Origin of the sequence: Flavobacterium sp. 270, assembly GCF_004368785.1 — a bacterium.
Taxonomy (GTDB): Bacteria; Bacteroidota; Bacteroidia; order Flavobacteriales; family Flavobacteriaceae; genus Flavobacterium.
This window is the reverse complement of sequence record NZ_SODM01000001.1, coordinates 1,722,798-1,737,342: the sequence shown is the minus strand read 5'-3', so window position 1 is coordinate 1,737,342 and position 14,545 is coordinate 1,722,798. Positions and strand designations below refer to the sequence as shown.

Sequence of the window (14,545 nt, the reverse complement as noted above, 5' to 3'; positions counted from 1 at the left end):
TAATGCTCGGATGGTGAAATTGGTAGACACGCTGGACTTAAAATCCAGTGAACAGCAATGTTCGTGCGGGTTCAAGTCCCGCTCTGAGTACTAAAACTTCAATTGGCTATGCTAATTGAAGTTTTTTTTTACAGCTTATTTTGATCAACATCGTGAATGAATTTAATTACACCATTCATAAAAACCTTTTGATCATCCCACATTGCTAAATGACTTCCGTTTGGACAGTAAAGAAATCTTCCTTTCTGAACTAATTTACTTTGTTCTTCCATTGCTTTTGGATCCATTGTGTCATATTTGGCACCAACCATAAGTGTTGGAATAGCAAGTTCGTGAAGACGTTTTTTAATATCCCATTTAGCTAAACGTCCGCTGATTCCAAACTCGCTTGGACCTTGCATTAAAGTATAAATTTCTCCATTTACATGTTTACTCGCTCGATTTAATCCGTCAGGCCATTCTTTTAATCTGCATAAATGTTCGTTATAGAAATTTGGAATCAATAATTCCATGTAACGTGGGTTTGCGAAATCTTTTTTAGCTTCTAAAGCTCTAATTTCTGATAAAATCTCTGGTTTCATTTGTTTAGCAAGTACTTCGTCAGCATATTTTCCATATTCTGGGGCGCTGGCAACCATATTTGCGACGATCAAGCCTTTTAAATTCTGTTGATGTTTTAGCGCATATTCCATAGCAAGTATTCCTCCCCAGGAATTTCCCAAAACATAAAAATTATTTTTATCTGCTCCAATTGCCTTTCTAACTTGTTCTACTTCATTTACAAAACGATCAATTGTCCATAACGAACTGTCTTTTGGCTGATCGCTGTAATAAGAACCAAGCTGGTCATATTCATAAAATTCAAACTCTTCACGCTGAAAAAATGTTTCAAAACATTCCATATATTCATGAGTCATTGCAGGTCCGCCATGCAATAGCAAAACTTTTATTTTTGGATTATTTCCAAATCGTTTTGTCCAGACTTTAAATTCTCCTATCGGAGTTTTTATAGGAATCAGTCTGACTCCCGCACTTTCTACTTTGTCTTTAGAATCATAAGTAAAATAGTTTGAAATTGTTGATGATTGAGTTTCGTTTTTACAGGAAACGGTAAAAATAAATACAAATACAATGAAAAAATAACGCATAGATTATCTATTTAGGTTTTCATAAAAATACAATTTTTACTTTAAAATAGATCCTAAATGTTTTATTTACAATGCGATATTGTTATAACTAATTATTCATCATAAAAAAATATAGATGTTTATTTTTAAAAATCATTATTTATAGTGATGTATAGAATTTACGTGTACCATAGTTTTGCGCTTTTGAATTAGTGTAAACATAGTATATCAGCATGGTAAATAATATCAGAAAATTAAATCATTTTCAAATTATTCTAGTCTTGTTTCTGTTTTTAAGAGCAGTTGTTTCTTATGGACAAAATGGTTGTCCGCAAGTATCAAAATCTATTTTAGATGGAGCAAACGGTTTTTCTGTTTCTGGGAAAACAGCTCAAGATGATTTGGGATATATGACTAAATCTGCTGGAGATATTAATGGAGACGGAATTCCAGATCTTATGATTGGAGCTCCAGGAGCCGATTTTGGTGGAACGTCAAACGTAGGTGAAATTTATGTGATTTTTGGGGGATCAGGTTTTTCATTTGATACTTTTGATGTTTCCACCTTAAACGGAACCAATGGATTTGTCATTAGGGGAGTTGCAGCAGAAGAAAAATTAGGTTCAATGCTCAGCACTGCCGGCGATTTTAATAATGATGGAATTGACGATATTATTATTGGTGATAATTTTGATCCGTCTTCAAAAGCAACTGCTATTGTTTTTTATGGAAAAAATACCGGTTTTCAGGCGTTATACAATCGTACTGATATAGATAATTCAAAAGGAGTATTTATTACTTTGGATGTCGCAACAGTAACTTCCGTTAAAGATGTAAGTTTTGCAGGAGACGTTAATCATGACGGAATTGATGATATTGTTATTACAGATAATATTAGCTATCTCGCAAATTATTATGTAGTTTTTGGTTCCGGCTCAATTGCTAATTTAAATACTTCTTCGTTAACAGGTCTTAATGGATTTACGGTTAAAGGATATACACAGCCATTATCAGGTTTAGACGCTACAGCAAGAAATGCTGGTGATATTAATAATGACGGAATCGATGATTTAATATTTGGCTGTCCTTCTTATGATGAGAGTACTGATTCAAATACAGGAAGAGTAATTGTTTTATTTGGGAAAAATCTAGTTTTTCCTTCACTTCTTCAAATCCAAACGTTGAGTCCATCAGATGGATTTATCATTACTAATACAGGTCAATATAATATTTTTGGAAAATCTGTTTCTGGTGCCGGCGATTTTAATCATGATGGAATTGATGATATTTTAATCGGGGCTCCTGGAAAACAGCTTAATGGTAATTATTCAGTTGGTGAAGCGTATGTGGTTTTTGGTAGAAATTTGTTTCCATCCACTTTTGCAATTGAAAGTCTAACAGCAAGTACAGGTGTTGTTTTTCAAGGCTCGAAAATTAGTGGTCAGTTCGGATTTAATGTTAATGATCTTGGTGATGTTAATAATGATGGTAAAGACGATATTGCAATTTCTTCTAAAAGAGGAATTAGCAATAATGGCGCTGTTTATGTTGTGTTTGGAGGTAATACCGCAACAGGAATAATCAATGAAAAATTAATATTAAAAACAGTCGGGTATCAGGTTTTTGATAGTTACGACAGTTACACAAACAATATCTTCGGATGTGATGTCGACGGAATTGGTGACTTTAATCAAGACGGAAAAAATGATTTTGTACTGGGATATATTAGAAATGCAGATCATGATTATGATAAAGGAAATGCCTATATTTTTTATGGTGAAACATTTGATCGTATTGATGCTGTAAAACCAACTATCGATTGTCCGGTAAATCAACAGCTCTTTGTCAATTCATCGCTTCCAGATTACGTTTCCTTCTTGCCTAATTTAATTGATAATTGTACTTACATTAATAATTTTGACTTAACAATTGTACAAAATCCACCTCAAGGAACTCTTTTTACAGCAGACACCAATGTTTCTATCACGGTAACAGATCTATCAGGAAATGTTTCAACATGTTCTTTTTTGGTAAAAGTTAAGGCACCGGTCGCTTCACCAACTTGCAAAACTTCAAGTTATTCCGTTGAAAATTTAGATGGTTCTAATGGGTTTGTAATTTATGGGGAAAATGGAAATGTAAACACAGGTTTTGCTGTTAATAAAGCTGGTGACGTCAATGGAGATGGATTAACTGATTTTATTGTTAGTGCCTCAGGAGCTTCATATCCATTTTCGGGAGCTTTTGGAAACACAAATGATATGATAAAAGGAAGCGTCTATGTTGTTTTTGGAAAAGCTTCTGGGTTTCCGCCAATTGTTGATTTAAAATACTTAAACGGAACAAATGGATTCAAAATTCGCGATAATATTGATCTCATAGCAGATGACCGCACAGGATACAAAACCGCTGGTACAGGAGATCTTAACGGTGACGGAATAGATGATTTTATGTTCAGTTCACCGACTAGAAAAGGCGCTACATGGGCAGTGGGGGCTGTTTATATAATATTTGGAAAAACGAGCGGATTTCCAGCTGAATTTTTACTAACAGACTTAAATGGTGCCAATGGTTTTACTTTTATGGGTTCAAATTATTATGAAACTTTAGGAGAAAGTATTGATACTATTGGCGATTTTAATAATGATGGTCATCCTGATATCGCAATTGCAGGTGCGGGTACTTTTAAAAAGGTATACATTATATATGGTAAAAATGGAAGCTTTCCAGCTCTAATGTTGGGGACAGATATAAATGGTACCAACGGATGTGTGATTACAAGTAATTCTGCCACAGATAAAGTAGCAAGATCTGCAGCAGGTTTAGGAGATATAAATGGAGACGGAATTCCCGATATTGCTATAGGGAATTATGAAGGGGTTAAGAATTATGTTATTTACGGACGTTCAGGATTTCCTGGTACTTTTGACGTAGCAAACTTAAACGGCAGTAATGGTTTTGTTGTACAGCATTCTTCAGAATCATTACAATACGGGCGTATAAGTAAAATTGGAGATATAAATCATGACGGATTTAATGATATTGCATTCAATAGAAATTTTATTCTTTTTGGATCTTCAGGTTTGCCTGCTTCTGTAGATTTAGCTAATCTTAACGGAACGAATGGATTTAAAATAAGTAACGGATTTTCGGGAGATAAATTTGGCAGCATTGGAGACTTTAATAACGACGGAATTGATGATTATGTTTTCTTAGACGGAGGTAATTCTGTTTGTGTTTTATACGGAAAAACGACCTGGACAAGTCCTTTTGATCTTAACACATTTACCGTAAAAGACGGCTTTAAAATAACCTTTAGCTATGCTTATAACAATGCAGTAAATTTTGCCGGCGATATCAATAATGATGGTTTTGATGATGTAATTATTGGAGCAAATAAATATTATTCTCCATTTGAATCTATAAAAGTAAACGAAGATCCTGGTAAAGCATATATTATATATGGAAAAGCCGTAATTCCAGACACAGAAAAACCGGTTATAACCAATTGCCCGACAAATAAAATATTAGCAATTGGAGACATAATTCCAGATTACAAAACAGCAATTACAGTAAAAGATAACTGCGACAATAATCCCATAAGAACTCAAACACCACTTCCTGGAACAGTTTACACAGGCGGGACACAAACCATAACATTAACAGCAACAGATGCAAGCACTAATTACCAAACTTGTAGTTTTACTATTTCAACTGCTGGCGACGTTGTGGCGCCCGTAATAACATGTCCGGGAGATCAATTATTGGCCTGCGGATCATTAATACCAGATTATTTTAGTTTACTAACTGTAACAGACGACACCGATACCAATATCGATGTTAAGCAATTTCCGGGTGCGGGTTCTACTTTTTTTGACGGAATGAAGATTGATTTTACAGCAAAAGATGATGCCGGAAACGAAAGCCATTGCAGTATTACAGTCCACGCATCGGGTGCAGATACAGAAGCGCCAACGTTTACCTGCCCAACAAATGTTACATTAAATTGCGGCGATTTAATTCCAAATTATGCCATAGATCCAATGATGAATCTGGCCGATAATTGCAACGAAAATGTTCATTACGAAATTACACCAGTGCCCGGAACTCCATTTTATGACGGAATTCAAATCAATATAAAATATACAGACGAATCTGGAAATTACGCCAATTGTAATTTTACAGTTCATAACGCGACTCCAGATCTTACAGCACCAGTAATAACTTGTGCAGGAGATCAAACTTTAGCTTGTGGCGCTCTTTTACCAGATTATAGAAACCTCATTTCTGCAACAGATAATTGTGCAGGAGCAGTAACAATAACCCAAAATCCTGTAGGCGGAAGTGCTTTTGTTCCAGGAATGACAGTAACCTTTACAGCCACAGATGTATCGACTAATTACTCCAATTGCAGTTTTATCGTAAATGCAGCTGTAGACAATATAAAACCAGTAATTGCCTGTATAGGAGACCAAACGCTTGCATGTGGCAATGCAATTCCAGATTATAGAACTTTAGTTACAGTAACAGACAATTGCGATGCTTCGCCAGTTCTAACTCAAAATCCGATTGTAGGAACTGCTTTTGTAGACGGAATGACGGTAACAATAACCGCTACAGATGCAACAGCAAATTATGCAACGTGTAGTTTTAAAGTTAACGCTTCCGCGGATGTTACAAAACCAGTAATTAGCTGTATTGGAGATCAGACATTATCTTGTGGCGCAGTAATTCCAGATTATAGAACTTTAGTTTCAGTAACAGACAATTGCGATGCTTCACCAATTATAACTCAAAATCCGATTGCAGGAACTGCTTTTACAGACGGAATGACCGTAACAATAACCGCAACAGACGCATCAACAAATTATGCAGTTTGTAATTTTAAAATTAACGCTTCCACGGATGTTACAAAACCAATAATTACCTGTATCGGAGATCAAACATTATCTTGTGGTGCAGTGATTCCAGATTACAGAACTTTAATTTCAGTAACAGACAATTGTGATGCTTCACCAATTCTAACGCAGAACCCAATTGCCGGAACTACTTTTACAAATGGAATGACCGTAACAATAACAGCTACAGACGCGTCAACAAATTATACAGATTGCAGTTTTAAAATTAACGCTTCCGCTGATGTTGTAAAGCCAGTCATTACTTGTATTGGAGATCAATCGCTTTCATGCGGCAATACAATTCCAGATTATAGAACTTTAGTTTCAGTAACAGACAATTGCGATGCTTCGCCAATTGTAACTCAAAATCCAATAGCAGGATCTGCTTTTACAGACGGAATGACCGTAACAATAACTGCTACAGATGCATCAGCAAACTATGAAACTTGTAGTTTTAAAGTTAACGCTTCCGCGGATGTTACAAAACCAGTAATTACCTGTATTGGAGATCAAACATTATCATGTGGAAGTACAATTCCAGATTACACAACATTAATTTCCGTAACAGACAATTGTGATGCAACACCAACTTTAACTCAAAATCCAATTCCGGGAACAGCACTTACAGACGGAATGACGATCACAATAACAGCAAAAGATGTTTCAAACAATAGTTCAATTTGCAGTTTTAAAGTAAACACCTCCGCAGATGTGACCGCGCCAGTACTCACTTGTATTGGGAATCAAATATTATCTTGTGGCAGTATAATACCAGATTATACGCCTTTAGTTACAGCTGTAGATAATTGCGATGCCAATCCGGTAATTACGCAAAGTCCAACTGCGGGAAGTGTTTTTGTTGACGGAATGACCGTAACAATCACAGCCAAAGACAACTCTAACAACAGTACACCATGCAGTTTTATAATTAACGCTTCCGCGGATGTTACAGCGCCGTCAATAACCTGTATTACAGATCAAAACCTGGCAATAGGTGCTGTATTACCAGATTATCGCACGTTGATAACCGTAACAGACAATTGCGATTCTAATTTAACCGTAACTCAAAATCCGGTTGCAGGATCATCAATTATTGACGGAATGAGCGTAACAATGAATACGGCAGACAACAGCGGAAATTCTGCTTCTTGTTCCTTTGTAATTCACGTTACCGCAGATACACAAGCGCCTGCATTTACCTGTATAACAGATCAATTACTTTCTTGTAATACCAAAGTAATTCCAGATTATACCAAAATGATTTTTGCGACAGACAATACAGATCCAAACCCAAAAATCATTCAAAATCCAGTTGCAGGAAGTACGTATCAGGAAGGAATGACAATAAAAATTACCGTTTCAGATAAATACAACAACAGTACCTTTTGCAATTTTCAGCTTAATACAAATCCAGTAATGGTCGATGCTGGCGATGATGAACAAATAACAGAAGGACAAACGGTACAACTTGAGGCAATTTCATTAGAAAAAGGCTCATACAAATGGATGCCAATTTTAGGATTAAACAATAGTAAAATCTCAAACCCAATTGCATCGCCTTTAGAAACCACAACATACACCGTAATTTTTAAAAATGAAGACGGCTGCGAAACCGAAGATTCAGTTACAATTAACGTATTGCCATTAGACAAAGACGAAACCAAATACGGTTTTTCGCCCAATAATGATGGCATAAACGATGTCTGGGAAATAGATGATATTACCCAATATCCAAACAATGAAGTGTTGATTTACAGCCGTTGGGGAGATTTGGTTTACCAAACTCAAGGTTACAATAATACAACCAATGTATTTAACGGAACTGCCAACAGAAGCAGAAATCTTGGAGCAAATCAGCTTCCGGAAGGAACTTATTTCTTTGAAATCCGTGTAAATCAGCCTCATCATTTTAAAAAACTCAAGGGATACCTTGTTTTAAAACGTTAATTCATGAAAAATAAAATAAATATCCTGACAGCTCTCATTATAATCATTTTTATCGATGGAGTTTACGGACAGCAGACACCCGTTTTTTCCAGTTACAATTACAATGCAGTATTAATAAATCCCGCACACGCAGGCTATTACGCAGACACAGATATTGCACTTACAACAAATGGATATTTTAATTCAGTAGAAGGAAGTCCGAAAAACTTTGATATATCTCTAAATACTTTAACCTGGTCAGAAAATGTAGGTTTGGCAGCCGGAATTTCTCATGACGAAATAGGAGTAACCAATACAACAAATTTCTTCGCTTCCTATTCGTATAAAATCTTTTACGATTCAGAATACAAATACGGAAAATGGTGGGCATACGATCCTAATGTTATTTCGTTTGGGGTAACCGCCGGAGCCATGATTTACAATGAAAACTTAACACAATTGAGTCTCGAAAACGATCCCGAATTTCAAGAAAATGTTCACAGTTTTACACCTACTTTTGGATTGGGATTTTTATACAACCGTGACAAAATATACTTTGGATTATCAGCGCCAAATGTATTGAGCACAACATTCAATAAAAAAAACAATACCAATTTAGAAAACGTTTATTACAGCTATTTCGGATATCGTGTATTTACAGATCGGTTTGAAGATGTTCTCATAAACCCAAGTATATTATTAAAATATACAGAAGGCGCGCCATTTCAGGCCGATTTTAATCTCTTAGTAAATTATAAAAACATACTCGAATTTGGAGGCGGTTACAGAACTTCAAAAACGATAAATTTTTTAGCCGGATTTCATTTATCAAACAATTTAAGAGTAATCTGCACTTACAATAAATCCTTAGACAATGTCGTAATTCCAGACACTGTTGGGTTAGTTTTAAATTACAGATTAGGAAATGGATTCGAATAAATCAATCGACCAAACCATTTTCAACAGCATATTTTACAAGGCCTGCCGTATTTTTTGCATTCAGTTTAGACAATAAATTACGGCGGTGCGTGTTTACCGTATTCAGACTGATGAAAGTTTTTTCGGCAATTTCAGCAGTATTAAATTCAAGCGCAATCAAAACCAAAATCTCCTTTTCGCGCGAACTCAATTCCGTTAAATTCGAAACCTGTTTTTCAATTTTAGAACTATTCAGAATATGCTTTTCTTCCAATTCTTCAGCAAAATAATTCTCGCCCGCAGCAATCGTATTTATCGCTTTCAACAATTCTGATTTTTCGGCATTTTTAAGTAAATAGCCATTTACACCAATTCGGATCAATCTCGAAATAAGCATCACGTTGCTGTGCGTGCTCACCACAAGTATTTTGACATTCGGATATTGTTTTTTTAGAATTTTACTCAGCTCAATACCATCCATTTCCGGCATGCTGATATCCAGAATAATAAAATCAACAACCCCTTTTTTTACAATTTCAAGCGCCTCAATTCCGTTTACTGCCTTGTCAACAATCGTAATATTAGGTTCCTGTTCCAACAGCGAAATAAGCCCCTGAAGAAACATCGTATGATCGTCGGCAATAAGAAGATTTATTTTATTCATCATTTATATTCATTAAAGAACAAATTTAAAAACTGCTTTTCAATTCATCAAGCTGTTCTTTCAAATCAATTCCTTTTCTATTATGTTTAGATTTTGGGGCTTTCTCTTCAACAGGAATTTCAATATTGGCAATCGTTCCTCTTCCCAGTTTAGAATCAATTAAAAAAGAACCATTCAGTTTATTAATTCTTGTTTCCAGATTAATAAAGCCAATTCCTTTGGTCTGATTATCAGCATCAAAACCAACGCCGTTATCTTCAAATAAAACATTCAAAATATTGTCAATCAGGTTTAATTGAACCTCAATTTCCGATGCCTTTGCGTGCTTAATAGTATTCGTAAGCAGTTCCTGAATAACCTTAAAAGTTTCAATTTGAATATCTTCATCCATCTCATTAATTTCCTTTTTAGGATAAGTTAAAAAAGTAATTTTAAGACGGCTCGCTTCACTAATATTATTCAAATATGATTCTAAAACCTCAGAAAATTTATTGTGGCTGAATTTCTTCGGAAGCAAAGTATGCGATAAATTTCGAACCTGCTGATACGTTTCGTCAAGTTGTAAACTAATCTTGTGGATATTCGGAAATTTAGAATCCGCCAAATGATTTAACTGCAATTTTATCGCCGCCAGATTACCGCCAATACTATCATGCAATTCCTGCGAAATACGTTCACGTTCCTTATCCTGACCGTCTACAGAAGCCTTAATAAGCATTAATTCCTGATCTTTCAGAATCCCGTCAATTTTTTGAGAACTGATCTCGACTTGTTTTATATTCAATAGACGCTGCGCCTTAAGACGTTTGTAATATTGAAAAAGAAGCCCAATTATCGGAATCAGAAAAATCAAGAAACCAAGAATTGTAAACATTCTCGTTTTCTTCTGTTGATTGATTTCTAACGCTTTTAACTGCTGATCTTTCTTTAAAAGAGAAATTTCATTTCGTTTTTTATTCGAAGCATTCTGAAACGACAAAATCGTATTTTCATTCGTTTTCTTCGAAATTTCCTCCTGAAGAAGCATATTTTTTATCGCCTCTTCCTGATTCTCCAAAGTCAGTTTTCTAGCCGCATTTTCAAACTGCAAAACCTCAATTTCCTTTTGTTTTTGAGCCGTTTGATATTTCACTTCAAGCTCATTAATTTCCTTTATTTTCTGAAGTTTATTGATAGAATCTTTAAGCTTAGAAGCCTTTCCAAAATAAGAATACGCGTTTTTATAATCCTCCTGCGCTACAGCTATCTTTTTTAATTCATCATAAAGATAAACCTGATTCTGCAGTAGACCAAAACTTACCGCTTTCTGCAAAGCCTCAGACAAAATAACTTTCGCTTCATTATATTTTTTAAGATCAATATAAACATCGCCAATATTCCCGCGTGCAATAATCGCGTTTTGGTTCAATTCATATTTATCAGCAATCACAACCGCTTCCTGATATGCTTTCAGCGCTTCCTGATTTTTATTTTGAAGTTGATAATTCGCGCCAAGCCCCATTAAAATAGCCGTTTTTCCTTGATAATTATTTGATTTATCGCAAAGTATTTTTCCTTTTTTATAATATAAATTGGCATTATCATATTCCTTCAATTCAGAATAAATATCACCAATATTAATGCAGCTTCCCAAAACAATTTCTTCATCTTCTTTATATTCAAGACATTGTTTAAATAATTTTAAAGCATTAGCATAATCGCCCAATCCGCTGTAAGCAACAGCCAGACCATGCGTATGCGTATAAAAAAGATTTTTTTCGTTGTATTTTTGAGAAACCTGAATCCCTTTAATATGCCATTTTTTGCTTTCATTCAGCAAACCTTTTTTCTTATAATTAATCGCAAGAATATTGTACCCCAAAGAAAAAAGCCTGTTTTTTAGCGAATCGTTGACAACCGTATTGAAACGTAAAGCCTGATTGGTAAAATAAATCGAAGAATCAATAACCGATCTTTTATTAAAATAATACGCCAGAAGCAAATCGGCACAAGCAATAGAACGATTATTTTTGGTAGATTTTAATAGAGAATGCGCTTTTTTATACGCCGTTTTTTCGTCGCCGTTATTATATAAAGAATACAGCGTTTTAATGTTTTTTTCTTCCCTGATTTCTGCAGGATTTTTGGCAATAAGAACCTTCTTTTTATTTTCAATCTGCGCCTGCATACCAAAAGATAAAAATAAGAACATCAATAAAAGAAGCGTTCTAAAACTGCCTGCCATAAGTTTGTTTTTGTACTCAAATAAAAAGCTGAGCAAAGTTAAAGTCTTGTAAATTTGGGATTTAAAAGAATCAAGTTTTTTAGCTTGAGGGGTTAAAAATACTACAAAAGTGTTAAAGTGATGTGTTTTTAATTAAGTTTTTTGAAAGAAGTTGTGATATAACGATTTCGATAAAACAATTTCAGGTTTCTAAATTGTCAAAATATACCTCATAAAAATTAAAGATTTCTTAAATTGATTTGAAATGATTTTAACTAGCTGTAAATTAGTTAGATAAATTAAATCAAAGGAATCATGAAAACAAAAATAATACTAGTCGCTTTATTGCTCGGATTTGCAATAACGACAAACGCGCAAAAGAAAATTGCAATTACAGAATTGCCACAACCCGCACAAGATTTTCTAAAAAAACATTTTAATAATGTGGCAGTAGAAACCGTAAAAAAAGATGCAGAACACGGCGAAAAAGGATACGAAGTAAAACTAAAAGACGGCACCGAAGTTGAATTCTGGAAAGACGGTTCGTACCGTGAAGTTGATGGCGGAGACAAGCCAATTCCCACGGCATTTATTCCGCAGGAGATAAAAGATTATGTAGCCAAAAATCATCCAAAAGAAAAAATTATACATATTGATTACGGGCATAAAGATCTGGATGTTGACCTAACCAATAATATTGATTTAGAGTTTACTAAAGATGGGAAAATCCTAAAAGACAAGAAAGACAAATAAGGAAAAAAGAAGCCAAATATCATCTTGTCGCAAAAAAGTTTATATTTACAGTTCCTATTATCTATTGCAATGGAAGAAAATAAACACGTAACGATTTACGATATTGCAGAAAGGCTGAATTTGGCTACATCTACGATTTCGAGAGCCTTAAAAGATCATCACACGATAAGTGATAAAACGATAAAAAAAGTAAAAAAAACTGCCGAAGAAATGGGATTTGTTCCCAACACTTTAGCAGCCGGTCTGCGCGGTAACAAAACCAAAACCATTGGTGTTTTAATTCCAACCGTAACACAGCCTTTTTTATCTTCCTTAATTAGCGGTATCGAAATTACAGCTCAAAAATCGGATTACACTGTCATTATTATGCAGTCGCATGACTCGTATTTTGAAGAAGTAAATATGGCTAAGTCCTTATACAGCAATCGTGTAAGTGGCGTAATTTGTTCACTGGCAATGGAGACCAGAGATACGGCGCATTTTCATCAGTTTTCAAATAATAATATTCCGCTTGTATTTGTAGACAGGGTTCCAAAAGATTACAACACGTTTAGAGTTGTTATTGATAATTATTCAGCAGGTTATAAAGCGACGAAACACCTTATCGAACAAGGTTGTATTAGAATTGCACACCTTACCGCCGGATCTGAATTAGGAAATTTGTACAGCGAAAGAAAAAGAGGTTACGTTCAAGCCTTAAAAGATCATAATCTTCCGGAAGACGAAGAATTAATCATCAACTTAAAATCAGTTACATACGAAGACGGTGTAATAGCAAGCAATCAATTATTTGATTTAGATCCTATTCCGGACGGACTTTTTGCGCCTGGAGATATTATCGCAGTAAGTGCCGTACAAACAGCAAAAAAACGCGGTATAAAAGTACCTGAAGAATTAAAAGTAATTGGTTTTAATAACGACCCGATTTCGCAAATCATAGATCCAAATCTTTCTACAATAACACACCCAGCCGAAAAAATGGGAAAAGCGGCGGCAGAAATTATCATCAAAAATCTGAAATCGGCTAAAAATGATGATGCCAAAGAAATTACTTTTTTAAATACAGAAGTACTCGCACGCGAATCTTCAAAAAAGTAAAATAGTATAACACAACAAATATATTCTTTATCATTTTTAATGTTTGAAGAATAAATACTTATGAGAATAATTACACTTCCAGACGAACTAAATTTAGAAAAATCACACCATGTTCAGGTTGTAGATTACTACAGTTCTAAAGAAATTCTGAAACAGCAGATTGTTCTAAATCAAAACATAATCAGCTTTCTTATCGAAGGAAAAAAAGAAGTTATTTTTGATAATAACGTCGTGTCTATAAATGCGTCCAGTTTTGTAATGATGAGATCAGGAAACAGTCTTATGACAGAAAGATTCTCTGAAACATCAAATTACAGAAGTGTGCTTTTGTTTTTTACCAATGAAATGGTTTTGAATTTCATTAGAAAAATGGAACCACAAAAAACCGAAACTGCAGAATATAAATCGGTACACGCTTTTGATTATGATGAATTTCTAACGCGTTTTGTAAACAGTCTCGTTGATATTTCTAAACTTTCAAAAGAGACTCAAAGAAAACTTTTAGAAGTTAAGTTTGATGAATTAATGCTGTATCTAACAGATAAATGGGGAACTGATTTTCTGTATTCTTTAATTGAAAAAAACGACAATACAGCGCAAAAATTCATTCGGACAATTGAAAAAAACAGTAGTCTGAGCAAGTTAACTTTAAAAGAACTCGCGTTTTTGTGCAATATGAGTGTGTCGACATTTAAAAGAGAATTTGAAAAACACTATTCAGAATCGCCGATAAAATGGTTTCAAAACAAAAGACTGGAACACGCTCATTATCTATTAAATCAGGAAATGAAACCTTCTGAAGTTTATTTTGAAATTGGTTACGAAAACTTATCCAGCTTTAGTCAGGCCTACAAAACCAAATACGGCGTTACGCCAAAGCAGCACGTAAAAGATTTGAACTTTTAGCAACACTTTTTGATCCTTTATCTAAACTTATTTTTTTGGTCTCAAATTTAAA

General features: G+C 34.5%; 8 protein-coding genes and 1 tRNA gene. 6 read left to right on the top strand and 3 right to left on the bottom strand.

Annotation, left to right across the window (positions count from 1 at the left end):
* Positions 1-4 precede the first annotated feature (4 nt).
* Positions 5-90: transfer RNA gene (locus EV144_RS07360), tRNA-Leu, on the top strand.
* 38 nt (positions 91-128) lie between these two features.
* On the opposite strand, the gene EV144_RS07355 is transcribed toward EV144_RS07360, so the two are convergent.
* Positions 129-1,148 carry a proline iminopeptidase-family hydrolase gene (locus EV144_RS07355; RefSeq protein WP_134147489.1) on the bottom strand — a complete coding sequence of 340 codons (1,020 nt, stop codon included), beginning with the start codon at positions 1,146-1,148 and terminating at the stop codon, positions 129-131.
* Positions 1,149-1,360: 212 nt separating this feature from the next.
* Here EV144_RS07355 and EV144_RS07350 point away from each other — a divergent pair, with 212 nt between their 5' ends.
* Both EV144_RS07350 and EV144_RS07345 read left to right on the top strand, forming a co-directional pair.
* A complete protein-coding gene (locus EV144_RS07350; protein WP_134147487.1) occupies positions 1,361-7,972 on the top strand; it encodes an HYR domain-containing protein in 6,612 nt (2,203 codons plus the stop codon).
* 3 nt (positions 7,973-7,975) lie between these two features.
* Positions 7,976-8,890 (top strand): type IX secretion system membrane protein PorP/SprF, encoded by a 915-nt coding sequence (locus EV144_RS07345; protein WP_134147485.1) that lies wholly within the window; start codon positions 7,976-7,978, stop codon positions 8,888-8,890.
* Position 8,891: 1 nt separating this feature from the next.
* On the opposite strand, the gene EV144_RS07340 is transcribed toward EV144_RS07345, so the two are convergent.
* On the bottom strand, positions 8,892-9,536 hold the full coding sequence (locus tag EV144_RS07340) for a response regulator (RefSeq protein ID WP_243854633.1): 645 nt from the start codon (positions 9,534-9,536) through the stop codon (positions 8,892-8,894).
* 22 nt (positions 9,537-9,558) lie between these two features.
* Positions 9,559-11,757, bottom strand: a complete 2,199-nt coding sequence (locus EV144_RS07335) for a sensor histidine kinase (protein ID WP_134147483.1) — start codon at positions 11,755-11,757, stop codon at positions 9,559-9,561.
* A gap of 294 nt (positions 11,758-12,051) precedes the next feature.
* Between EV144_RS07335 and EV144_RS07330 the strand changes: the two genes are divergently transcribed.
* The 3 genes from EV144_RS07330 (at position 12,052) to EV144_RS07320 (ending at position 14,493) form a co-directional block, all read left to right on the top strand.
* Positions 12,052-12,489, top strand: coding sequence for a PepSY-like domain-containing protein (locus EV144_RS07330; protein WP_134147481.1), 438 nt, complete (start codon positions 12,052-12,054; stop codon positions 12,487-12,489).
* A 69-nt stretch (positions 12,490-12,558) separates the two neighbouring features.
* Positions 12,559-13,587, top strand: a complete 1,029-nt coding sequence (locus tag EV144_RS07325) for a LacI family DNA-binding transcriptional regulator (protein ID WP_134147479.1) — start codon at positions 12,559-12,561, stop codon at positions 13,585-13,587.
* Positions 13,588-13,647: 60 nt separating this feature from the next.
* On the top strand, positions 13,648-14,493 hold the full coding sequence (locus EV144_RS07320) for a helix-turn-helix domain-containing protein (RefSeq protein WP_134147477.1): 846 nt from the start codon (positions 13,648-13,650) through the stop codon (positions 14,491-14,493).
* Positions 14,494-14,545 lie beyond the last annotated feature (52 nt).